The organism is Bacillus sp. CBEL-1, assembly GCF_004348885.1.
Lineage (GTDB): Bacteria > Bacillota > Bacilli > Bacillales > Bacillaceae_H > Priestia > Priestia aryabhattai_A.
In genome coordinates this window covers 148,610-172,380 of the sequence record NZ_SBIM01000013.1, presented here as the reverse complement: position 1 = coordinate 172,380, position 23,771 = coordinate 148,610, and the positions used below count along the sequence as shown (strand labels likewise).

Here is a 23,771-nt window from a genome sequence, read left to right as displayed (position 1 = left end):
CAATATACGTAATGAGTAAGTTTTTAAAAATACTAACATCAAGTTTAATTGTAGGAGGATTACTAGCTGGCTGCGGTAGCAATTCTGATAGTTCTAATAGTGCAGCAGAAATAAAAGAAGAGCCAAAGGCATCGGAGCAACAACCATTAAAGAATAATGTTCCAAAACCAGAGAAAGATGAAAGCGGGAATTACATACTGAAGGTTCCTGGTCAAAAGGTAAAAGAAGACGGTGCTACGGCAGAACTTTTAAAAATAAAAAAAGTAAACGAAACAGTTGATATTTCACCACTAAAAGTGACAATTGAAGATATTAAAGTAATTAAATTAACAGATCTAGACGAAGAGTTTGCTGAAGGTCTAGAGTGGATGGCTGACACAAAAATTAACCCAGAAGAAACTTCTTACGTTCAGGTTAATTACACTGCAGAAAATACATCTGACAGCAATATTGAATGGTACGATATTATGAATGTTGTTACAGATAAAGGTGAACAAATCGATGGACAGCTCAAAGATTTTATTTCTGATGATGGAGATTCAGATTCACAGTTTATCGGTAAAGTTAAAAAAGAATATACCGATGGTTTTGTTTTAAAAAATGAAGATATCAACTCTGTTAAGCTAGTTTTCGGCTATACTGAAGATGAAGACTATAACGAAATTACACCTGAACAGACGGTTGAATACACGTTTGAATAAAAAAACTGCCGAAAGTGATTCCTTTCGGCAGTTTTTTTATAATTAGATAAATGTAATTTCACAAGAAAGGAAGTAATACAAAATGAAGCATGTAATTGAAAAGATGAAAATGAAAGATATTCACTCTGTGCAACAAGTAGCCACAGAAAGTTGGCATCATACATATAAAGACATTATCCCTTTGGACGTACAAAACAATTTCTTGCGAGCTGCATATAGCACAGACATGTTGAAAAAGCGGATGGAAGAGTCGGAGCTGTGGGTAGCGCTCGTAGAAACGAAAGTAGTAGGCTTTGCAAGCTTTACGCCAGTTAATGAAAAAGGGGACAGCGAACTGCTGGCGATTTACTTACTGCCAGAGTATCAAGGAAAAGGAATTGGCACAGCACTTTTTGAAAAAGGAAGCCGTCATGTCAAAAAAGTAATTGTCCATGTTGAGCGCGAAAACCAAAACGGCATGTCCTTTTATCGTACACAAGGGTTTTCAGTTACAGATGAGTTTGATGAGGATTTTGATGGGCATCTCCTACAAACCGTTCAAATGACTCTTCAAATAAAGTAAAAATCAGTGAGTTAATACTGATTCTTTTTTTAGGACTAATTATTTTATTAAACTATGTTCTAAATAAACAATATTATATCAAAACCTTAGCACTTAAAACCTTTCCACAATATCATAATTTATTCATAATAACTACCCTTTTCATAAAAATAAAAATGCCTTTCTTTCCTAAAACGAGGTTGCTTTTCTTTTATAGAAAGCTTACACTAGTAAAGCATATTAAAAGGATGGTGTTTTATGAAAAATAGAGATAATGTGATTCCTTTTACTCCTAAGAAAAAACCTTCGCATTATTCCCCAGCTTCCGTTAAGTTAGATAAGAAGTTAGTGGAGTTTCTTGAAATCATGGACTTTGATGATCGCAATGATTTTTTAAACGAAATGATTGATTCATTCTTTCAATATGTAAAGAATGAAGAAGACGAAGTGCAATAAACGATAGGAAAACATCTTAACTAAACAGATGTTTTTTTGTTTGGTTTTATTTGTCTCCCCGACAAATGAGCTTTACTAGCATCTTCTTAGTAAAAGGCACAGGATATACGAATATATATAGATGAATTACATTCATTTTCACACATACTCTTCTCAACATATTTTCTTATTCCTAAAACAAAAAAGTGAGCTCATTGCTCACTTTTTTTGTTTGGGCATTATAATAGAAAGAACTGAACAAACCAAAGCTTATACGCAATCATCAGAGTACTTAGCATAATACCTGAAAACGCAGCCACTTTGTTTACTTTTCCTAACAATCCTACAAGTCCTAAGACGAAGGATAGTAGTAACATGGGAATTGCTAGCCAGCCGATAACGGGAATAATGCCTAGTAAAAAGCCAAACACCCCAAAGAAAAGTGATAGCGTTGCAACGCGGTTTCGCTGAGGTTGCTGAATAATGAGCTTTGTGACGTTTTCTGAAGCCATACCTTCACACCTTTTTTTATCCACAGCATGGGCAGATTATAAAGGGTTTATACGTGACTTTTTAGCTTCTTATTTATTTCATCAGCAGCAAATAATGCTCTTTTATCGCTTAATATGTCCCCTGGCTTATTTCCTTCTCCAATGATATAACCTTGAAAGTTCATATTCATAAAATCAAAGATATACTGAAACTGTTGAATAAGAGGAAGTCCCTTTAGATATGGATTGTCGCCTCCAACCGTAACAACATAGGCATGCTTGCCAGCCATTTGTTTCTTGAATTCTGGATAGTTTGCATCTCTCATTGAATGTGACCAGCGATCAATGAAATTCTTCATCACACCAGTCATCGTGTACCAATAGATTGGCGTCGAAAAAACAAGCGTATCATGACGCAATACTTCATCTATAACGTGATTGTAATCATCGTTGACTTCCGGGAAACCAGCTTCATCGTGACGCATGTCTTCAATTGGGTGAATGCTGTAATCTTTTAAGTATATTTCTGTGACTTCGATTCCTTCTATAACTTTTTTAGTTAATGTTTCGGTGTTACCACCTGGTCGATTTCCTCCATATAAAACAGCAATACTCATGGTTCATTCCTCCGTAGTTGTGATTTCTATACTTCCATTTTATAATGAATTAACTAATCATTGAAACGAATTATTTTAATAATATCAATCGATAAAACCGATTATAAGGAGCGAGATATGGATAGTAAACAACTTCAAACATTTATTCTTGCAGCGGATACGCTGAACTTTACTAAAACAGCTCAATTGTTAAACTTTGCGCAATCAAGCGTAACGGCACAAATGAAAGCATTAGAAGCAGAACTTGAAACACCTTTATTTGAACGACTAGGAAAACGATTAGTCTTAACAGAAGCCGGCCGTAAGTTTCAGCAATATGCCAATCAGATGGTCACTCTACAAGAAGAGGCAAAAACGGCTTTAAGAGGAGGAACTGCATTTTTTGGTAAGCTCACTATTGGTGCACAGGAAAGTCAGTGTACGTACCGACTTCCAATGGTCTTATTAGAGTTTAAAAAGCAGTATCCTCATATGGAGATTGTTTTTAAGCCTGCTCATTCTAATGAGAGAGCTAGAAGGCATCTAACTGAAGGGGTACTTGATTTTGCGTTTATCATGGATGAAGCAAAACCACACGATATGATTACCATCGAACCGTTAATTCAAGAACAGATTAAAATTGTGACGGCTCCCAATCATCCAATTCAGAAGCGTAAAAAATTCAGCGTGCAGGACCTTGAAAAGGAGACGTTTTTGCTTACGGAAGAAGGTTGCTCATATCGAACCCTTTTAGAAGACGCATTCGCAGAGGCAAAGATTCACCCACTGAATAAGTTTGAGTTCGGCAGCATTGAAGCCATTAAACAATGTGTGATGGTTGGAATAGGCATTGCTGTCTTGCCTGACATGGCAGTTCGTAAAGAGCTAGAAGCAGGTAAAATGAAAGAGATTCCTTGGCATCCGCATTTAGCGCCTATATTTACTCACATAGCATGGCATAAAGGTAAAGTAATGACACCACCTTTACAAGCCTTTATTGATCTTACACGCAGTGCGTTTAAAGAAAACAAAATGGGGACTATTTGATTAAAAATGATATTGTAATGTAATAAAAAAGCTTTAAGTTAATCATAAAGAGTCGTTAGAACTAAGTTATATGACATAAAAGACATCGTTTCAACAAGTTGTAACAAAATTTATACCCCTTTGAAATAATTCTGTAATAAAACTATAGTATTCTTTATTTACTGAATTGGAAAAAGGGGAAAATTTTGATGAAAAAACTAATTATTACGTCAAGTTTAGTTCTATTATCATTGTTTGGAACAGCAACTGCAACATCTGCGGCGTCAACTACATATAAAGTAAAAAGTGGAGATACATTATATAAAATTGCTTCTGTACATAAAGTGTCAGTAAAAGACATCCAGTCATGGAATAACTTAAAATCAGCAACAATTCGTCCGAATCAAGTGTTAAAAGTAGCTAAGCCACAAGCAGCTAAACCGAGTGCTAAGCCTGCAGCAAAAGCGTCTGCTCCTGCTGCGAAAAAAGAATTTACGGTTACAGCGACTGCTTATACAGGTAGTTGCAAAGGCTGCAGTGGAGTTACAGCAACAGGCATTAACTTAAAGAAAAACCCTAACTTAAAAGTCATTTCTGTTGATCCAAAAGTAATTAAGCTGGGGTCTAAAGTATGGGTAGAAGGTTATGGAACTGCAATTGCAGGTGATAAAGGAAGCGCAATTCGTGGAAATAAAATCGATGTGTTTATTCCAAACCAAAAAGAAGCCTTAAAATGGGGACGTAAAACGGTTAAAGTTCGCATTTTATAGTCTTTAAGTCATTAGCTAAATGGTGTTCTGCTATGCTATACTAAATTCACCATTTGCTTTATTAATTAATCTTTGTTTCTCAAGGCCTACTTATTCTAAATAAGTAGGTTTTTTATATTTTCTCTCTGAATGAAACAATGGATACAGGGTATACAAACAGTAAGAACAAAATATTTTTAAAGGAGAGAATGCAAATGGAAACGGTGAATACAGGTGAAATTTTTACCATTGTGGATGAAAATGAACAAGAGCAGGATGTCGAAGTTTTAGGAAAGCTAACGGTAGACGGAAAAGACTACATCGCTGTTGCGTTTGTTGAAGAGCTATTGATTGAATCAGAAGAAGATATTGACATCTTTTTCTTTTACATTGAACCAAACGGTGAATGGGCTAGTATTGAAGACGATGATGAATTTGAACGCATTTCTACTTTATTTGAAAATCTACATTAAACGAACCACGGCGACTGCCGTGGTTTTTTGCTCCCTTATATTCCCGCTTATAAAACTACACTCATTTTCAAATTCTATACGTATCTACACCATATAAGAGGTAGGGCATGTTCAAAAAAATAATGGTTATATTCCTTTTGGTTACCTGTTTTTTTCTGTTTTTTCAATGGGATGTAAAACAAGGATATAAAGAGTATACGAAGGCTCATCCATACACAGAAACTACATCGTATACCGGACAGCTAACAATGTTTCCGGAAGGAAGTAAGCTATACACATCATTATTCACAGATATGAAAGAAGCGGAAAGCTATATTTACCTTCAATTTTTTATTTTTAGAGATGATCCAATTAGCATGAAGTTTATTGAATTACTAAAAGAAAAAGCCAAACGTGGCGTCGACGTGAAATTTTCGGTGGATCGCTTTGGTGGGAAAGACATTTCGTCATCGTTAATTAAAGAGATGCAAGAGAGCGGCATTGAGTTTGCTTTTAGTCGACCGTTGCAATTTCCTCATCTTTTTTATAGTCTTAACCACCGAAATCATCGAAAGCTTGTTGCGATTGACGGGCATACGTCTTATATTGGCGGATTTAATATTGGAGAAGAGTATTTAGGCAACAACGAAAAGCTAGGATATTGGCGGGACTATCATCTTCGTATTCAAGGAAACGGTACGTATGAAATTGAAAAGCAGTTCTTAAAAGATTGGGAAGAAGATACGGGAGATGCTAAAAGCCCCAATGCTTTAAATAGAACAGTTCCTTCGAAAAATCAGTCAGCCTATCAGCTTGTTTTTACAACAGGAGAAACCCTAGAAAATCAAGTGTTAGATCTGATAAAACAAGCGAAACATGAACTTATTATTGCCACTCCGTATTTTATTCCAAGCGATACAATAATGGATGCGCTTAAAGATGCGAAAAAACGTGGTGTAGCAATTACCTTAATTGTGCCAGACCATACGGACGCTTGGTTTACTAAGCCACCTAGCTACCCTAAAATAGAAGAGCTTTTTAATGATGGAGCCGCTGTTTATTTGTACACGAAAGGCTTTTTTCACGGAAAGGTAATGATTATTGATGACAAGGTAGCAAACGTTAGTACAGCTAACTGGGATCCGCGTAGTTTTTACTTAAATGATGAAGCAAGCTGCCTCATTTATGATCAACACTTTATTGAACAGGTGAAAAAAGAGCTGAAGCACGATATGAAAGGTAGCAGAAAGCTCACAAGGGAAATCATTGATGACATTCCTATTTGGGAAAAGTCATTGGTGAATACGCCTGAATGGATTTACTATTATTTTTAACAAGCTGACGCATATTACGTCAGCTTGTATACTTCTCTAGCCGTTGCTTCAAGTATGTACATGACAGGAAGCTGAGTAGTGATGTTAAGTGGAAGGTTAGCAATTTTCCTACGCTCTTCCGTCGCGTAGTACGGAATGACGATATGAGATAGATGGGCTAACGTAGAAGATTTTGTGTTAGTAATGCTGATAATTTTACTTCCTTCTTCTTTTAACCGTGTAACTTGGCCCACTGTTTGAGGGGATTCTCCTGACACAGAAAGAGCAATGGTGATACTATTATCAAGCTGCTGAGCGTTAATTGGAAAGTAGGGGTCATTAATCGCAATTGAAAATTTTCCTAAACTTGAGAAATAGCGTGCTCCGTACTGCGCTAGTATACCTGAACTTCCAAATCCAACGAGTAAAACATGGTGAGCTTTTGCTATTGCCTGAGCTGCCTCGGTAATAATTTCATCAAGATTTCCCTTTAATGTACGCTCCATAAATTCATACGCGAACTCTTTCATTCCTTTTACATCTTCTTCACTTTCTCTTTCTAAATACAGCTTTAGCTTTACTTTAAATTCACTAAATCCGTCACAGCCTACTTTTCTACAAAAACGTAAGATTGTTGAGGTGGATACGTGAGTGGCTGTTGCCAAGTCTCGAATACGCATATAGATGACCTGATTACCATTGTTTAAAATATAATTGTAGACGCTATAATCTAAGTCATTAAATGTTGAAATAACTTCACTTGAAAACATAAGTCATCTCCCTGTGTAACAGTATGTTTTTATTATGTAACAAGTTTCATTATGAGAGATACGTGTCTAAATTGCAAAATAATCTATATTCTTACAGCAAAAATTTATACAATGACACTAGATTATAAAAGGGTGGTGCTCACATATGGCAAACGTAACATTAAAGTTCCCGGATAACTTTTTATGGGGAGGAGCAACGGCAGCAAATCAAATTGAAGGTGCATTTGATGTAGGTGGAAAAGGGTTATCAGTTGATGACATAATCGAACGTGTGAAACCGGAAGACCGCAAGAAATTCCATCTGCCTTTCCCAACATCAGAAGAAGTTAAAGACGCATTAGCAGACGAAGAAAATAGACATTTCCCTAAACGCTATGGCATTGATTTTTACCATCGATATAAAGAAGATATTGCGTTATTTAAAGAGCTGGGTTTTAAAACGTTTCGCATTTCTATTGCGTGGACGCGTATTTTTCCAAACGGTGTAGAAGAAGAGCCTAACGAAGCTGGACTAGCTTATTACGATGACTTATTAGATGAATTAAGAAAAAACGGCATTGAACCAATTGTAACTCTGTCTCATTATGAAATGCCTCTACATTTATCTCTTGAATACGGAGGCTGGAAGAATCGCGTAGTAGTCGAGCATTTTACACGCTATGCTAGAACTGTGTTAGAACGATATAAAGATAAGGTAAAGTATTGGATTACGTTTAATGAAATCAACTCCATTTTAATGAGTCCCTTCATTAGCGGAGGTATGCTTCGAGACCAGGTTGAAGAAGGAAAGTTATTAGAAGCAACATTCCAAGCAGCTCATCACCAGCTTGTGGCAAGCGCAAAAGCAGTAGAAGCATGCCATGAAATAAATCCAGATGCTCAAATTGGTTGTATGGTACTTGGAATGATTAATTATCCAGACAGTTCGCACCCGGAAGATGTACACGCGGCGTTAACGGATCAGCGCAAGACGTTTTTCTTTACGGATGTTCAAGCGCGGGGTCATTACCCAACATACATGAATCGTTTCTTTAAAGAGCACGATATTGAGCTTGATATCCATCCAGAAGATGAACATATTTTAAAGAACAACCTTGTAGATTTTGTTTCGCTTAGTTACTATATGTCAACGGTGTCAGCAAGACCTGAAACAGCTGGTGAACAAGCAGTAGGCAACATTTTAACTAATTTAAAAAATCCGTACCTAGAAGCATCAGATTGGGGATGGCAGATTGATCCTGTTGGCTTGCGCACCCTATTGAATATGTTTTATGAGCGCTATGAAAAGCCGTTGTTTATTGTGGAAAACGGACTTGGTGCATTTGATAACGTCGAAGAAGATGGCAGCATTCATGACGACTATCGCATAGATTACTTGAAAAAGCATATTGAACAAATGAAAGAAGCGATTGCCGATGGAGTAGAGCTCCTTGGCTACACAGCTTGGGGACCGATCGACTTAGTCAGCTTTTCTACATCCGAAATGTCAAAGCGCTACGGATTCATTTATGTGGACCTTGACGATGAAGGAAACGGAACGCTAGATCGTTCGAAGAAAGATAGCTTTTATTGGTACCAGCGTGTGATTAAAAGTAATGGAGAAGAATTATAATGCAAACACCCCCGGCCTGTAGGTCGGGGGTGTTTTGGGTTGCAGTAATTACATAAAATACGTTGACAAATATACCTATAAGGGTATAATGGTGGATGGAATATATACGATTAAAGGAGACGTATAAATGGATTATGTATTTTATGTAGTTGTAGCACTGTTCACTTTTTTCATGGTGAAACAACTCTTCGCGGCAAAAGGAATCAGAGAAATTTCAACAGCAATCTTAAAACAAGAACTAAAAGACCGTAATAAGCAATATATTGATGTTCGTACACCGAGAGAGTTTCGAGGAAATAAAATTAGAGGCTTTATAAATATTCCTCTTCAGCATCTTGACCAAAATCTAAGCAGTTTATCAAAAGATAAAGAAGTTATTGTCATTTGTCAAAGCGGGATGAGAAGCAAGGCAGCGTGCAAGCATCTTAAAAAGAAAGGATTCAATCGCATTACCAATGTAAAAAGGGGAATGAATGCTTGGAAATAATATGAATCAGGGAATAGAAATTTATAAAAACGATAAAACGATAAAATGAATTTGACAAATAGATCTGAGAAAAACTAAAGCTACTAGGATAATCAAACGGAGGAGGGATGAGATGAATAATCAAGATATAAAAGCTAAAGAAATAACGAAAGATTCAAAGTATATTCAGCAGCATCTTGCGAATGAACGAACGTTTCTAGCTTGGGTCCGAACGGCTATTTCAATTATTGGTGTAGGATTTTTAGTAACAAACCTGCACTTTACAATGCGAGCGACACTTTCTCCACTTGGTAATGAGCTTGCAACAGTCATTGGCATTTTATCTGTAGGAGTAGGAATTGTTACGATTATTGCTTCAGCTGTGGCATATGTAAGAAAGATTGAAGCCATTAACAGCCAAACATTTCGTCCAGCCGTCATCAGCATGGTACTTCTCGGTGTATTTGTCATTATTATTTCGCTTATTTTTGGCGCTTATTTCTTTATCATTTAAAAGCTTTCACATTGGGAGAAAGCTCTTTTTTTTATTGTTTTATATCGTATAAATAGATATAATCTAATTATACGATATAAAGGTAGGTATCAGACATGGAAAAGCTAAATAAACACTTCACGTCAATTTATTATTATTTACGACCTGAGCACGATGAAAAGATATCACATCAAAGCGTCCGCATTTTACAAACGCTTGAAAAAGAAGGAGCATTAACTGTGAGAGACATTGCAGAGAGATTTTCGATTTCTCATAATACGGCTTCTGAACACATCAAGAAGCTGGAGAAAAATAACTGGGTTTCTAAGACGAGGTCATCAATAGATCAGCGAGTTGTTACTATTCAGCTAACGAAAGAAGGAGAAGAAGTTATGCGTTTAAATACGCATTTAGACAGTGGGAAGCTAGAGCATGTAATTAATCAACTCACTTCTGCTGAGCAAGAAAAGATAATGCATGTGTTTCAACGACTAAGCGAGGTAGCTAAAGATGTATACGGCCGTTAAAATCTTAACTTCTGCGCTAATCATAGGACTTATCACCGAACTTGCTAGGAGGTTTCCTCTGTACGGTGGCATCCTAGCTGCGCTTCCGCTAGTCAGCTTGCTAAGCCTAGTTTGGTTAACTGTTCAAGGACAATCATCCGCTCAGCTTCAGCAGTTTATATGGGGGGTTATTATTGGCTTGCCTGCGACTATTGTCATGCTTGTTGGTGTTTTCATCGCATTGAAGTATCAACTTCCGCTTATAGCTGCTATAGCCATAGGTATCATGTGCTGGCTAGTATGTTTAAGTTTACAAAAGGGAATTGAGTTACTTATCACAGTAAGATGATATGGTTCAATTGAATCATACTGTACAAGAGATACTTATGCTAAAATTGTAAAATGATAAATAATAATCCAATACTAGGAAGTTTACCCATTTAAATACTGGTCGGAATTTTACTTCTTAGCATAACGTTTTTTAAAATTACGGGTTTACTATTTCGAATCAGCGCAAAAAACGTTGAGTTAGACTGACGAAAAGCGGAGGAAAAAAGATGAAAGATATTATCGCAGAATTAGAGAGAATGAAAAAAGATATTTCGGAGCGGTTTGATAGTTTAAAAACAGATATTGAGCAGGATTTAGGCGAAATTGATGAACAGATAGAGTCATTGAAGAAGCTGCAAACATCATCTCAAAAGCAAAGCGACTAGTATACATATTTAAAATAAAAAGAAGCGCAGTCATCTGCTACTTCTTTTTATTTTTCAGAAAATTTAATTGACATGAAATGAAACATATGATTAACTATTACTAAACCAACTGGTAATTACATCATTATCATCAGTTGTAGAATCGATTTAAAAGATGGGGTGTATCGAACTGGTAAATAAAATTGTTGTTGAAAAAAATAATCCTTTACCTCTCTATTTTCAGCTTAAAGAAGTACTGAAAGAGAAAATTGAACAGGGAGTTTATAAACCAGATGAGCCCATTCCCTCTGAAAGAGAATTAATTGATACATACGGAATTAGCAGGACTCCGGTTCGTCAAGCGTTAAATGAACTAGTATCAGAAGGTCTATTAAGAAGGGAACATGGGCGAGGGACATTTGTTGCTTATCCAAAGATTGATGAGACATTCTTGAAGAGTTTATCTAGCTTTGGCGATGAAATGAAGAAAAAAGGCTTAGCTTTTAAAACTAAGGTATTATATATGGATGTAATTGATGTTAACTCAAACCTAAAAGAATTATTTGGGGAAGAATACAATCAATTTTATCGAGTTGAACGTCTGCGTTATATTGAAGAAGACCCATACGTTTTGGTAACTACATATGTACCTGTATCAATTGCTCCGCAACTGTTAGAAGAAAACTTGGAAGAGCAGTCGTTGTACAAAACGCTGGAAACAAAATATGGTATTCATATCAGCTATGCAAAGCGTGTACTTGAAGCGGTTAATGTAAATGAAGAAGATGGTAAGCTATTAGATATTCCGTCTATGTCTGCTATTCAAATGACAAAAACAACAGCTTTCCAGATGAATTCAAAACCATTTGAGTATTCGATTGCTCGATACCGAGGAGATTTAAGTAAGTTTACGGTGGAAGTGACGTATAAAAGGGGTAACTATGATGAACAAGGTTTTTAAATCTTGTTCGTTCTTTTAACTCAACTGGTAATTACATCATTACGTAATGATTTATTTTTTCGTTAAAAAAGGGGATGATTTGGATGAGAAAGCATTATATCATTGCTCACGATATTGGGACTACGGGTAATAAAGCCACTTTATATGCATCAACTGGGGAGTTAGTTGGTAGCACACTTTATAAATATGAAACGCTTTATCCATATACAGGGTGGGCAGAGCAAAATCCACTTGATTGGTGGGAAGCTGTTTGCTATTCAACGAGGGAGTTGCTTGAAAAAACCAATGTCCCAAAAGAAGAAGTTGAAGCAGTCAGCTTTAGTGGACAAATGCTTGGATGCCTGCTCGTTGATCAAGTTGGTGAACCGCTTGGAAATGCAATTATTTGGGCGGATATGAGAGCAGCTGAGCAAGCGGACTTTTTAAATAGGGAAATTGGAATGGAGAGTGTCTACCGTATTACGGGACATCGCATCAGTTCTTCATACTCAGGGGCAAAGATTAGCTGGATGAAACAACACCAACCTGATGTATTTAAAAAGGCGTATAAAGTGCTCCAAGCAAAAGATTATCTTGTTTATAAGCTTACTGGAAAATTTGCCACTGATTACTCAGATGCATGCGGCACCAACTGCTTTAATCTTGTTTCGAAAGCTTGGTCAGATGATATTCTTGCTGCGTGGCAAATTGACAAAGATTTGTTTCCGGAACTCCATGCCTCGACCGATGTAATTGGCGGAGTAACAGCTGTAGCTTCTCAGCAAACAGGACTTCTAGAAGGAACACCTGTCGTAATTGGAGCAGGTGATGGCGTATGTGCAGCGGCGGGAGTAGGGGTTTTCAATGAAGGAGAGGCATTCAACTATATTGGTTCTTCTTCCTGGGTTGCGACTGCTTCAAACAAACCAATTTTTGACCCAGATATGAAAACGTATACATGGGTTCACTTAGATCCAACAAAATATTCTCCAAACGGTACTATGCAATGTGGAGGAGGATCTATGCAGTGGGTAACGCGTCTTCTCTATCAGAACCTTAAAGATGAAAGTACGATGTATGAAGTGATGAATGCGGAAGCGGCCCAATCATTGCCAACTTCAAGAGGACTTGTGTATCTACCTTACTTAATGGGAGAACGATCACCTAGATGGAATCCAGATGCACGGGGAGTGTTTGCAGGTCTGTCTATTACACATACTCGCGGTGACATGGCTCGTTCTGTAATGGAGGGAGTTGCTTACAACTTAAAGGTTATTCTGGATACTTTTCAAAATGAAGGAACTCCGATCGATCATATGTGGGTATTAGGTGGGGGTGCAAAGAGTACGCTGTGGAGACAAATTTTAGCTGATATATACGGGTTAGATATTTATGTACCGTCTTATTTAGACGAAGCCACTTCTATGGGAGCGGCTATGGCTGGTGCTGTAGGAGTTGGACTTTTACAGGACTTCAACGAAGCAAAAGCATGGGTGGAACGAAAGTATGTTCATCAGCCAGAACTGAAGGCTCAGAACATCTATGAACAATTCTTTCCTCTGTTTAATGAAACGTATAGGCAGCTCCAGCCAGTTTACGAAAAGCTAAAAGTTTTTAATTGAATTGAAATGAGAGGAGTTTATACCATGCCAAAAGTGTTAATCACCCCAAGATCGTATGGAATGTTTGACCTAGGAATTGAGGAGAAATGGGAAGGTGCTGGATTTGAAATCATTCGTGAGAAGGGACCACTTCCTGAAGACCGATTTATAGAACTTATTAAAGATGTAGATGCGTTACTTATCGGAACTGACCACCTTAATGAAAATATTCTACAGCATGCAACAAAGCTTAAAGTCATTTCGAAGTATGGAACAGGCATCGACAATATTCCTATAAACTATGCCAAAGAAAAAGGAATTACTGTGCGAAATACCCCTGCAGTTAATAATGAAGCTGTAGCTGACTATGCCTTTGGTTTAATGCTATCCACAGCTCGCCACATCTCCACGTCAGCACAGATGCTAAAAGCAGGTGAATGGAACAAGTCGGTTGGCCTTGAAGTTTACGGAAAAACGATTGGTATATTAGGGTTTGGTGCAATTGGAAGAGCTGTTGCTAAGCGTGCAAAAGGATTTCAAATGAATATTCTTGTATACGATGTTTTCCAAGATGAACAAATCGCCAAAGAATATGGTATTACATATGCTGAGTTTCCAACAGTGTTAAAAAACAGTGATTTCTTAACGGTACATATGCCGTTATTACCTGAAACTGAGAACCTACTAAACTTTGAAGCTATGAGGAAAATGAAACAAGATGCCATTTTAATTAATACAGCACGCGGAGGGATTGTAAATGAAGAAGATCTCTACCAAGCTCTTCAACAAGGGGTAATTCGAGGAGCTGGAATTGACGTGTTTAGCGTTGAGCCACCTACTGCATCGCCGTTATTCAAGCTTGAAAATGCGCTGTTAACACCTCACAATGCAGCAGCAAGTGAAGAAGCTATTAAACGAATGACTACGCAATCAACAGATAATATCTTAGCGTATTTTAACGATTTGCAAGGGAAGGGAGAAGAAATAAATGTCACGCAAATATGAAGTGTTAAATGCTATTTATAAGCAAAGAATTGTAGCAGTGCTTAGAGGGAGTGAAGAAGAAGTTCTAACGACAGCTAGAGCAGCGATTGAGGGAGGCATTTCTGTACTTGAAATTACAATGACAACGACTAATGCCGTATCTGTTTTAAAGCAGCTGAAGAAAGAGTTTAGTAGTCAACCAGTTTATGTCGGAATGGGTACGGTGATGGATGTGGAATCTGCTGTACATGCGCTACAACAAGGCGCAGATTTTATTGTCACTCCTCATTTTGATGAAAAGATTATTAGAATCTGTCATCAGTACCAATCTCTTATTATGCCAGGAGCATTTACGATTACCGAAATGGTGAGTGCGATGCGACAAGGTTGTGAAATCCTTAAGTTGTTCCCGGCAGACTTAGCAGGACCTAATCACATTAAGAATGTGAAAGGGCCACTTCCAAAGGTTCAGATTATGCCCACTGGAGGGGTAAATGAATCGAATATTGGGGATTGGTTTTCAGCAGGAGCTGTTGCGGTTGGTATCGGCTCAAACCTAACTAAAGCTGGTGGACCAAATAGAGATCCACAAAAAATTCGTGAATACGCTGCCCTTTTAGTTGAGAAAGTAAGCCAAGCAAAACGTCCTTTAAGCGGTGTAGGTCAGTGATCGCTCCATATATCCAAACGGTGTGTGGAGCAGTTAATCCGAAAAGGATTATTCACGTACAACCACACGAGCACCTCATGCTAGAAAAGGGGTACGCAGCTGAGCAAAACAAGGACTTGTGTATTGATAATGTGGAGCTATCTAGTCAAGAAATCCAAAAGCTCCCGGTAGGTTCAGCTATCGTAGATGCTCAGCCGTTAGGAGCCGGAAGAATGGCGAAGGAATTGGTAGAAATCTCAAAACAAACAGGTATGCACGTTATTGCTTGTACAGGGTTTCATAAATCCTCTTTCTATTGGCCCGATCATTGGATTCATACAGTGAAAGGGTCAAAGTTAGCTGACATGTTTATAACGGAACTGCAATCTGGGATGTATGTAGGAAATAGCAGTGACGTTCCAGCAAAAACAATTTCTGCAAAAGCGGGATTAATTAAAACAGCAGTAGGAAGCAATGGCATTACAAATGACAATATAGAAATGTTCGAAGCTGCTGTTGAAGCATCACTTCAAACTCAGGTTTCAATTATGGTTCACATTGAAGTTGGCTCAGACCCATTTCAAGTCATTCAATTTTTTACAAATCGCAAAATACCTGCTAATAAGTTAATTTTATGTCACTTGGATCGTACACACCATGATGAAATACTTCATCAAGAAATAGCGTCTACGGGAGTTTATTTAGAATACGACACAATTGGTCGTTTTAAATACCATGATGACAACAAAGAAATCCACCTTATTAAACAGATGCTTGAATCTGGATATGAGAATGCCATTTTATTAAGTTTAGACACAACTAGAGCACGCCTTGGAACATATGGAGGAGAGATTAGTATTGATTATTTACTTCGTCACTTTATTCCTAAGATGAAAGCGGCAGGAATCAATAATCAAACAATACAACAGCTCACACGTATTAATCCTATTCAAGCATTAAGTATAAAAAGTTAAGCAAACAAGGAGAGAATAAAAATGAATAATGTTGAAACAATCAACCCATTTACGCTTTATTTTGATTTACAGAACGGAATGTCTAATGAGAAAGCAAGCACTAAACGCTATCTATCAAATATGAAAGGGATGTTTGCTGATAATGAGGCACTTCAAGCACTAATTAAAGATCAGGATATTCTTGCATATGAATTTTACGAGCTAACCTTGCCTGAAACAGATGGAAATCTTCTGTTTGGAACAAGTATCGTCTATCCAGGTAAAGTTGGAGACGAATATTTTATGACCAAAGGCCATTTTCATACAATTTTAGATACCGCAGAAGTGTACTATTGTTTAAGTGGTAAAGGCTATATGCTTATGGAAAATCCAGAAGGTGAGTGGGCAGCTGAAGAGTTCGCTCCAGGTAAGGCAGTTTATGTACCGGGACGCTATGCTCATAGAAGTATAAATACAGGGGATGAGCCGCTTGTTACGTTCTTTGTATTTAGAGCAGATGCAGGACATGATTATGGAACAATTGAAACAAAAGGTTACCGCAAACTGATTGTTGATCAAGATGGAAAGCCTCACATTATTGACAATCCTAAATGGGGAAATGAGTAAGAGTTTACCAGTGCTAGATTTATTTTAGAGGGGGAGGAAGCAACTTGAACTTAACGCCTGCAACAAAACCAACATTCTATTTTATCGGTGTGACGACAGCACAATCATCAATTATGAAGCTATTCCCGCTTTGGGCTGACTATCTCGGATTAGATGCTGAAATGAAAGGAATTGACATTGAACTCAATGCCACACCCGAAACTTATCGCCAGGTTGTAAATTTTTTAAAACAGGATGAACTTTCATTAGGAGCACTTGTTACTACGCATAAAATTGATTTATATAACGCTGCAAAAGACTTGTTTGATGAGCTGGATTTTTATGCTGAAACTTTCGGTGAACTCTCCAGCATCTCTAAGCAAAATGGTCGTTTAATTGGTCATGCAAAAGATCATATTTCTAGTGGATTAACGATGCAAAACTTTATCGAAGAGAACTACTGGAAAAAACGCAGAGGAGACGTGTTTGTAATGGGAGCAGGAGGAAGTGGCATTGCTATTACCTCTAACTTAGTTGAAACTATTAATGAAGTGAATCGTCCTTCTAAAGTATACGTAACAGATCGTGGCCAAGAACGTTTAGACTCTATGAAAAGCATCATCAAAAAGGTAGCACCTGATGTTGATATTGAATATAAACAGGTGAACGATACGCTAGAGAACGACGCAATTCTTTCAAAGCTTAAGCCTTATTCTTTAATTATTAATGCAACTGGGTTAGGAAAAGATCGACCTGGCTCTCCATTAACAAATAACGCTACATTTCCTGAAAACAGCTTGATTTGGGAGCTTAATTACCGAGGAGACTTACAGTTTATGTATCATGCACAGTCTCAACAAGCCGAGCGTAATTTACATGTTGAAGACGGATGGATTTACTTTCTACACGGGTGGACACAGGTCATATCAGAAGTGTTTCATATTGAGCTTACAGATGAACAGTTTGATGCGATTGATTGCATCTCAAGTGAGTTTAATCAGCAAAAAACTCCTTCTAAATAAAGAAATGAGCAAAGAGAGAATTTTCTCTTTCTTTGCTTTAGATAAATGAAAGCGTTATCTAAATATGCTGAATTAAAGAGAAAAGGAGTGGATACAGTGCGTTTTATCATCACAGAAAACTACGATGACATGAGCATTAAAGCGGCCCAAGAAACAGCAAAGTTTTTGATAGAAATGCCAAACCTAGTTTTGGGACTATCTACGGGTGGAACACCTATTGGCACTTATAAGGAATTAATTAAGCTACATGAACAAGAAGGTTTAGACTTTAGTGGTGTCACGACTTTTAATCTCGATGAATATGTAGGGCTAGACCCCTTTCACATCCAGAGCTATCACCGCTATACGTGGGATAATTTCTTATCACATGTAAATATCAAAGAGGAGAATGTGCATATTCCACCTGGGGTTTTTCAAAATTCCAAGCAGGTATTGAAAGAATATGATGATAAGCTGGCTGCAGCTGGAGGTATCGATGTTCAAATTTTAGGAATTGGGGGAAACGGCCACATCGGTTTTAATGAGCCTTCTGAAGTATTGCATGCTCATACTCATGTTGCGAACTTAACTGAGGAAACCATCCAGGATAACGCTCGTTTTTTTACACATGAACAGGAAGTACCAAAACAAGCAATTGCAATGGGAGTAGGTGATATCTTAAAAGCTAAACACATCATTTTAATTGCAAGCGGAGAAGAAAAAGCAGAAGCAATTAAACACACTTTTTCATCTAGGATTACAACAGCATGGCCATCTTCTCTTTTACAACTGCACCCAAGCTTAACGATAGTTATTGATCGGGACGCAGCAAAATTTCTTACGCAATAAGCCAACCATAGTTGAGGGGGTCCTTACATGAAAGCAGAGCCATTAATCCAGCAAAATGATGGATACTTAAAGAAAACACCTATTTTTCAATTTATCTTGCTATCGATTTTATTTCCGCTTTGGGGAGCTGCGGCAAGCTTAAACGATATACTCATTGCCCAGTTCAAAAGTGTATTTACACTGAGCGATTTTGCCACGGCACTTGTACAAAGTGCATTTTACGGAGGTTACTTTCTAATTGCTATTCCAGCTTCCATGGTTATTAAGAAAACCACGTATAAAATTGCGGTTCTCATTGGTTTACTTTTTTACATTATCGGATGTTCATTGTTTTTTCCAGCTTCTCATATGGCTACATACACGATGTTTTTAGTTGCAATCTTTGCTATTGCCATTGGACTTGGATTTTTAGAGACATCAGCTAATACTTATAGCTCAATGATGGGACCTAGGGAATCGGCTACTCTCCGATTAAACATTAGTCAAACGTTCACACCGATTGGATCAATCATTGGTATTTTACTAGGAAAGTATCTAATTTTTCAAGAAGGTGAAAGTCTTGAAAAGCAGCTGGCGCGAATGACACCTGAAGAAGCTCATGACTTTAGCTTAGCTATGCTGCAGCATACGCTTCAACCCTATAAATATATGATTTTTATCTTAATTGCTGTACTAATCGTATTTTTGTTTACAAAATATCCGTCTTGTAAAGTTCAAGTCGATCAGAAGCTTAAATCTACACCAGGGATGAAAGAAACGCTAAGGTATCTATTTAAAAACAAGCGCTTTGGGAAGGGAATTATTGCGCAGTTCCTATATGTAGGAATGCAGGTAGCCGTTTGGTCATTTACGATACGCTTGGCGCTTGTATTAAATGATGATTTAAATGAACGAAGTGCTTCAAACTTTATGGTATACAGTTTTATTGCTTTCTTTGTAGGGAAATTTATTGCGAACTTTTTAATGACACGCTTTTCACCTAAAAAAGTGTTGGTGGTTTATTCAATTATCGGGACAGCTTTACTTGGGTATATCGTTTTTGCAACCAATATGTCAGCTGTGTATGCAGCGGTAGCTGTTAGCATGTTATTTGGTCCATGCTGGGCAACAATATACGGTGAAACGTTAAATGTTGTGCAAGACAAAAAGTATACGGAAACAGCAGGGGCAATTCTAGTGATGGCAATTGTAGGTGGAGCTGTCATTCCAGCTGTACAAGGAATTGCATCTGATTTGTTAGGGTCAATTCAATATGCATTTATCGTACCAATGTTGTGCTTTGTGTATGTAGGGTATTATTTTTACCAAGAAATGAAAAGAGAACAAGCTATTGATCCTTCAGCTAGTGATTATACAAGCATTCAGTCTTAATAAACAAAGAGTTTTCACATGAAATACTTAATCAAAACTAAAGAAACCCAAAAGGCCCGTAATGTTTACAGGCCTTTTGGGTTTGTGCTGCAATAGAGCAAGTAGTAAAAAAGAAACATCAGTACTTGCTTGTAAGAAAGTGAAGATTGTTATTTCTCATCTTCAAAAATAATCATCACGCCAACAATTTCTTTTAGGCGATTATATTTTACTTTTACTTCGTACATTCCGTCACCATAACCAGATGTTGAGACTGCGCCGTTTGAAACTGCTATTCCTTGCACACCTGAAGCGTCTATATCCTCTACGTAATTTACTTCATTACTGATCAACGATGCATAGTCAAAAATTCCAGCTTGAGCAGAGTCAACACCAATTAACTTGTCAAAAAGAGCCCATTTTCCAGCTGGCTTCTTTTCTCCGTGATATACCGTTAAATGTTTGACAACTTCTTCTGCTGTATATGATAGTGCAGCCGTCCATTTTCCGTTTTTTACATTGGTCAGCTTGATTTGAAGTTCCCGTTCTTCATTTGGCATATAAGATGGATCAGAAACAATGAACTCTCCACTAGTTACTGTAAAGTTCCCAAGTACTTTGGGCTTCTTAGTATACGCTTTAGGCACATGCCAATCGATAAAAGTAAATAAATTTAATGATTTACAGTCCACTTTTGTTGTTTTAGCATACCAAACATAGATCTGTTCCTGCATAAATTTTTTCCTAACACGGTAACATAATTTATCTCCATCTGAGTTTTCACCAATACAAATCATATCGCTGGGTATGTGTTCAGGTCTTTTTACAGTGTTGTGTTTTACGATGTCAGATGAAACTGCTAGCTGTTCATCGCTTGGAAGAGAAAATAGCACCCAATTACCAAATGTTGCGCCATTCGTTTCTAGAAAAAGCTCTTTATATTCATCTGGGAATAAAGCGCCTAATTCTTTTTCTATTCTTTTCAATTGGAGCTTTGACACTCCGGAAACCTTTGTGCTTGAATCAATCATATCAATTACTTTTTTCATTTGTCCTCCACTAATAGCTACAATTGATAAGTTTTTATTTTAACTTTAATAAGCATTTATTTCGATAACTGTTAGAAAAATCCTTTATGTTGTGAGTAGGCTAGGCATAATTAATTTAATAGTAACTGTAATCTATAAAAGCGAACCAGCAAATTCTCGGTCTAGTATACTCATGATAATGTCCGTTTCGTATAAGCCGTTGATGAGCGCACCTTCACGCTCAACGCCCTCTTGCACAAAGCCGCACTTTTGATAGCACGCAATAGCACGTTTATTAAAAGCGAGTACGCGTAAATCAATGCGGTGCAGCTTCAGTTCGTGAAAAGCGTACTGTAAGATAAGGCGCGTAATTTCAGTGCCGAGACCTTGATTCCAAATGGACGGATCAAATAAGCCAATTGCGTAGCGGGCACGGTTGTCGCGTTCATTCATCACAAGTCTGGCTTGACCAACGAAGCGGCCGTTATATTCTACGCACCATTCAAGTTTGTTTTTACGAATAGCTTCGACAAATTTTAATGCACGCTCTCTTGTTTTTGGCTGAATATCGGATGAGGTACCGCCATACATACGGACAAGCTCTGGATGTGTTTCTATTTGAAGATAATCATCAACGTCACGATCAATGGGTTGACGAAGCATTACTTTGTCACCTTGGATAATAGGAGCACGATTCACTTACTTCACCCCATTTATGTAGAAGGTTTATTTTAACTTGTTCTTTCAAGTAGACATACTGTTGGGCATTTGTATCTTGAAAAGCTTCACTGCGACTTGAAGGAATATGCTGATACGGTATAGGTTGATCAAACTGCGAAGCGGTTAGGTCATGGTATTCATCATTAATCCAGTTGTAGAAGTGCCAACCTCCAGCAGCAGGTGTTTTTACAATATCTCCTCCAAGCAAGTCGTGGATTACTAAAGATGTGACCCCACACTGACCTTTGGCTGGGTTTTCTTTCGTCCATTTTGAGCTAGAGTGGAGCGACCATGCCCTTGTGAATACGCTAAATAGGGAGGCGATATCAATATTTAATTCACTCATGCGAAACCTCCAGTGTTAATATTTTCTATATTCTACCTGATTATGTAGAAGATTGCTAGATAACGACAAAATTCAATGAACAAAATGCACAAAATGCACATAAAAGACGTTTTACTTCTTAAAATGTTTGGAAAAAGATGCTACAGTTGTAGTATGATATTATTATCAACACCCTATTTAAAAGTGATTTTGGTGTTTTAGATGCGAAATTTTTTTACTTTTTCATCACTTTTGAATAGTTTCTAATCATCATACAATTAGACTGTGATATAGTTATAGTAGTGGCAAAAAAGATAGGTTCCAACATCACGTCTCAGCATAGCTAATTAAAAAAGGGAACATCTACATCTTTTTTGAAAATTTAGGGGATGGGGAAGGTTATCATGAGCAACGTACAGACAAAAACAGACGTTATCTTAATAGGCGCCGGTATTATGAGCGCGACTTTAGGCTCGTTACTCAAAGAGCTGGCACCTGAGTGGAAAATTAAAGTATTTGAGTCACTGACAGACGCGGGAGAAGAAAGTTCAAACGAATGGAATAATGCAGGAACGGGGCACTCTGCATTATGTGAGCTTAACTACACATCTGAAAAAGCAGATGGATCTATCGACATTACGAAGGCAGTAAAGATTAACGAACAGTTTCAGCTATCAAGGCAGTTCTGGTCTTATCTTGTAAACAGCAACTTAATTGGTAATCCTAAAGACTTTATCATGCCGATTCCGCATATGAGCCTGGTGCAAGGGGATCAAAATGTTTCCTTTCTGAAAAAGCGTTTTGAAGCGCTTTCAAAGAATCCTTTATTTAAAGGAATGGAGTTTTCAGATGACCCAAACAAGTTAAAAGAATGGGTCCCACTTATTATGAATGGTCGTAAGGTAACTGAACCAATTGCGGCAACTAAAATTGATGAAGGGACAGACGTCAATTTTGGTTCTTTAACGCGCATGCTATTTGACCATTTGAAAACCAAAAATGTAGAGCTTAACTATCGACACAGCGTGAAAAACATTAAACGTACAAGTGATGGACTTTGGGAGCTTAAAGTTCAAAACTTAAACACGGGCATAACTGAATACCATCAAGCTAAGTTTGTCTTTATTGGAGCTGGTGGAGGAAGCTTACCGCTTTTACAAAAAACAGGTATTCCTGAGTCAAAGCGTATCGGTGGATTCCCAGTAAGTGGACTCTTCATGGTCTGTAACAACCCGGAGGTTATCGAGCAGCATCATGGCAAAGTGTATGGAAAAGCAAAAGTGGGTGCACCACCAATGTCAGTACCTCACTTAGATACGCGCTATATTGGAAACAAAAAAGCGCTGCTGTTTGGACCATTTGCCGGGTTCTCACCGAAATTCTTAAAAACAGGTTCAAATTTAGATCTTATTGGCTCAGTGAAGCCAAACAATATTCTAACAATGCTTGCTGCTGGGGTTAAAGAAATGGCCCTTACAAAATACTTAATTCAACAAGTTATGCTGTCTAATGAAAAGCGTGTGGAAGAGCTGCGTGAATTTATTCCAGATGCAAAAGGAGAAGACTGGGATATTGTTGTAGCTGGTCAGCGCGTACAGGTTATTAAAGATACAGAAGCTGGCGGAAGAGGAACGCTGCAATTTGGTACAGAAGTTGTAAGTTCTTCAGATGGAACGGTAGCCGCACTTTTAGGTGCATCACCTGGAGCCTCAACTGCTGTTCACGTCATGCTTGAAGTGTTAGAAAAATGCTTCCCAGAGCAAATGAACGCTTGGGAGCGAAAAATCAAAGAAATGATTCCATCATACGGCATGTCGCTTTCTGACAATCCAGCGTTTTTTGAGAAGATTTACGCATCAACTTCACATACGCTTGGCTTGAGCGAGAAGGAATCAGTTTATAATTGAGAGAATACTATA

At 37.7% G+C, this 23,771-nt stretch carries 29 protein-coding genes; 23 read left to right on the top strand and 6 right to left on the bottom strand.

The features are described from left to right. The first annotated feature begins 11 nt into the window (after positions 1–11). From EPL02_RS10895 to EPL02_RS10885, 3 genes are all read left to right on the top strand, one after another. Positions 12–701: a hypothetical protein gene (locus EPL02_RS10895; RefSeq protein WP_131887712.1), complete on the top strand. Its 690-nt coding sequence runs from the start codon at positions 12–14 to the stop codon at positions 699–701. Positions 702–783: 82 nt separating this feature from the next. Further along, positions 784–1,263: a GNAT family N-acetyltransferase gene (locus EPL02_RS10890; protein WP_131887711.1), complete on the top strand. Its 480-nt coding sequence runs from the start codon at positions 784–786 to the stop codon at positions 1,261–1,263. Positions 1,264–1,500: 237 nt separating this feature from the next. Continuing rightward, positions 1,501–1,698, top strand: coding sequence for a hypothetical protein (locus EPL02_RS10885; RefSeq protein WP_094912920.1), 198 nt, complete (start codon positions 1,501–1,503; stop codon positions 1,696–1,698). 218 nt (positions 1,699–1,916) lie between these two features. Here EPL02_RS10885 and EPL02_RS10880 read toward each other — a convergent pair whose 3' ends face one another. Together EPL02_RS10880 and EPL02_RS10875 are read right to left on the bottom strand one after the other, a co-directional pair. Next, a complete protein-coding gene (locus EPL02_RS10880) occupies positions 1,917–2,189 on the bottom strand; it encodes a hypothetical protein (protein ID WP_094912921.1) in 273 nt (90 codons plus the stop codon). A 47-nt stretch (positions 2,190–2,236) separates the two neighbouring features. Beyond that, complete coding sequence (locus tag EPL02_RS10875) at positions 2,237–2,785, bottom strand: flavodoxin family protein (protein ID WP_131887710.1); 549 nt, start codon at positions 2,783–2,785, stop codon at positions 2,237–2,239. Positions 2,786–2,902: 117 nt separating this feature from the next. Here EPL02_RS10875 and EPL02_RS10870 point away from each other — a divergent pair, with 117 nt between their 5' ends. The 4 genes from EPL02_RS10870 (at position 2,903) to cls (ending at position 6,325) form a co-directional block, all read left to right on the top strand. Beyond that, on the top strand, positions 2,903–3,811 hold the full coding sequence (locus EPL02_RS10870) for a LysR family transcriptional regulator (protein ID WP_131887709.1): 909 nt from the start codon (positions 2,903–2,905) through the stop codon (positions 3,809–3,811). 188 nt (positions 3,812–3,999) lie between these two features. Further along, positions 4,000–4,560 carry a 3D domain-containing protein gene (locus tag EPL02_RS10865; RefSeq protein WP_131887708.1) on the top strand — a complete coding sequence of 187 codons (561 nt, stop codon included), beginning with the start codon at positions 4,000–4,002 and terminating at the stop codon, positions 4,558–4,560. A gap of 194 nt (positions 4,561–4,754) precedes the next feature. Beyond that, on the top strand, positions 4,755–5,012 hold the full coding sequence (locus EPL02_RS10860; RefSeq protein ID WP_131887707.1) for a DUF1292 domain-containing protein: 258 nt from the start codon (positions 4,755–4,757) through the stop codon (positions 5,010–5,012). 107 nt (positions 5,013–5,119) lie between these two features. After that, positions 5,120–6,325, top strand: a complete 1,206-nt coding sequence (gene cls, locus EPL02_RS10855; RefSeq protein WP_131887706.1) for a cardiolipin synthase — start codon at positions 5,120–5,122, stop codon at positions 6,323–6,325. 14 nt (positions 6,326–6,339) lie between these two features. Here the strand turns inward: cls and EPL02_RS10850 are convergent, their stop codons facing one another. Further along, positions 6,340–7,074, bottom strand: coding sequence for a MurR/RpiR family transcriptional regulator (locus EPL02_RS10850; protein WP_131887705.1), 735 nt, complete (start codon positions 7,072–7,074; stop codon positions 6,340–6,342). A 145-nt stretch (positions 7,075–7,219) separates the two neighbouring features. On the opposite strand from EPL02_RS10850, the gene EPL02_RS10845 reads away from it, so the two are divergent. The 15 genes from EPL02_RS10845 to fucP all read left to right on the top strand — a co-directional run bounded on the left by EPL02_RS10845 (position 7,220) and on the right by fucP (position 19,800). Further along, positions 7,220–8,686, top strand: coding sequence for a glycoside hydrolase family 1 protein (locus EPL02_RS10845; RefSeq protein WP_131887704.1), 1,467 nt, complete (start codon positions 7,220–7,222; stop codon positions 8,684–8,686). A 127-nt stretch (positions 8,687–8,813) separates the two neighbouring features. Next, positions 8,814–9,173 (top strand): rhodanese-like domain-containing protein, encoded by a 360-nt coding sequence (locus tag EPL02_RS10840; RefSeq protein WP_131887703.1) that lies wholly within the window; start codon positions 8,814–8,816, stop codon positions 9,171–9,173. 112 nt (positions 9,174–9,285) lie between these two features. Then, a complete protein-coding gene (locus tag EPL02_RS10835; protein WP_131887702.1) occupies positions 9,286–9,666 on the top strand; it encodes a YidH family protein in 381 nt (126 codons plus the stop codon). Between the two features lie 95 nt (positions 9,667–9,761). Continuing rightward, positions 9,762–10,172 carry a MarR family winged helix-turn-helix transcriptional regulator gene (locus EPL02_RS10830; protein WP_131887701.1) on the top strand — a complete coding sequence of 137 codons (411 nt, stop codon included), beginning with the start codon at positions 9,762–9,764 and terminating at the stop codon, positions 10,170–10,172. Next, the gene (locus EPL02_RS10825) at positions 10,156–10,500 is read left to right on the top strand and encodes a DUF3147 family protein (protein ID WP_131887700.1); all 345 of its coding nucleotides are present in this window, start codon (positions 10,156–10,158) and stop codon (positions 10,498–10,500) included. Before EPL02_RS10830 ends, EPL02_RS10825 begins: the two co-directional genes overlap by 17 nt. Positions 10,501–10,708: 208 nt before the next feature. Then, entirely contained in the window at positions 10,709–10,867 is a 159-nt protein-coding gene (locus tag EPL02_RS20890) for a hypothetical protein (RefSeq protein ID WP_165932553.1), read from the top strand. Positions 10,868–11,021: 154 nt separating this feature from the next. Beyond that, positions 11,022–11,807: a GntR family transcriptional regulator gene (locus EPL02_RS10820; RefSeq protein ID WP_131887699.1), complete on the top strand. Its 786-nt coding sequence runs from the start codon at positions 11,022–11,024 to the stop codon at positions 11,805–11,807. An 83-nt stretch (positions 11,808–11,890) separates the two neighbouring features. After that, complete coding sequence (gene xylB, locus EPL02_RS10815) at positions 11,891–13,408, top strand: xylulokinase (protein ID WP_131887698.1); 1,518 nt, start codon at positions 11,891–11,893, stop codon at positions 13,406–13,408. 24 nt (positions 13,409–13,432) lie between these two features. Further along, positions 13,433–14,392, top strand: a complete 960-nt coding sequence (locus tag EPL02_RS10810; protein ID WP_165932552.1) for a phosphoglycerate dehydrogenase — start codon at positions 13,433–13,435, stop codon at positions 14,390–14,392. Continuing rightward, positions 14,376–15,041, top strand: coding sequence for a bifunctional 4-hydroxy-2-oxoglutarate aldolase/2-dehydro-3-deoxy-phosphogluconate aldolase (locus EPL02_RS10805; RefSeq protein ID WP_131887696.1), 666 nt, complete (start codon positions 14,376–14,378; stop codon positions 15,039–15,041). The genes EPL02_RS10810 and EPL02_RS10805 overlap by 17 nt, the downstream gene beginning before the upstream one ends. After that, a complete protein-coding gene (locus tag EPL02_RS10800; protein WP_131887695.1) occupies positions 15,038–15,994 on the top strand; it encodes a phosphotriesterase family protein in 957 nt (318 codons plus the stop codon). Before EPL02_RS10805 ends, EPL02_RS10800 begins: the two co-directional genes overlap by 4 nt. Positions 15,995–16,015: 21 nt before the next feature. Continuing rightward, complete coding sequence (locus tag EPL02_RS10795; protein ID WP_131887694.1) at positions 16,016–16,600, top strand: glucose-6-phosphate isomerase; 585 nt, start codon at positions 16,016–16,018, stop codon at positions 16,598–16,600. Between the two features lie 44 nt (positions 16,601–16,644). After that, positions 16,645–17,601: a shikimate dehydrogenase family protein gene (locus EPL02_RS10790; RefSeq protein WP_131887693.1), complete on the top strand. Its 957-nt coding sequence runs from the start codon at positions 16,645–16,647 to the stop codon at positions 17,599–17,601. A 96-nt stretch (positions 17,602–17,697) separates the two neighbouring features. Continuing rightward, the gene (gene nagB / locus EPL02_RS10785) at positions 17,698–18,429 is read left to right on the top strand and encodes a glucosamine-6-phosphate deaminase (protein WP_131887692.1); all 732 of its coding nucleotides are present in this window, start codon (positions 17,698–17,700) and stop codon (positions 18,427–18,429) included. 27 nt (positions 18,430–18,456) lie between these two features. After that, a complete protein-coding gene (gene fucP, locus EPL02_RS10780; RefSeq protein ID WP_131887691.1) occupies positions 18,457–19,800 on the top strand; it encodes an L-fucose:H+ symporter permease in 1,344 nt (447 codons plus the stop codon). A gap of 149 nt (positions 19,801–19,949) precedes the next feature. Here the strand turns inward: fucP and EPL02_RS10775 are convergent, their stop codons facing one another. The 3 genes from EPL02_RS10775 to EPL02_RS10765 form a co-directional block, all read right to left on the bottom strand. Continuing rightward, positions 19,950–20,828 (bottom strand): SMI1/KNR4 family protein, encoded by an 879-nt coding sequence (locus EPL02_RS10775; RefSeq protein WP_131887690.1) that lies wholly within the window; start codon positions 20,826–20,828, stop codon positions 19,950–19,952. 132 nt (positions 20,829–20,960) lie between these two features. Further along, positions 20,961–21,506, bottom strand: coding sequence for a GNAT family N-acetyltransferase (locus tag EPL02_RS10770; RefSeq protein ID WP_286175402.1), 546 nt, complete (start codon positions 21,504–21,506; stop codon positions 20,961–20,963). Further along, positions 21,478–21,873, bottom strand: coding sequence for a YunG family protein (locus EPL02_RS10765; RefSeq protein ID WP_131887689.1), 396 nt, complete (start codon positions 21,871–21,873; stop codon positions 21,478–21,480). Before EPL02_RS10765 ends, EPL02_RS10770 begins: the two co-directional genes overlap by 29 nt. Positions 21,874–22,256: 383 nt before the next feature. Here EPL02_RS10765 and EPL02_RS10760 point away from each other — a divergent pair, with 383 nt between their 5' ends. Then, on the top strand, positions 22,257–23,759 hold the full coding sequence (locus EPL02_RS10760; RefSeq protein WP_131887688.1) for a malate:quinone oxidoreductase: 1,503 nt from the start codon (positions 22,257–22,259) through the stop codon (positions 23,757–23,759). Positions 23,760–23,771: the final 12 nt, after the last annotated feature.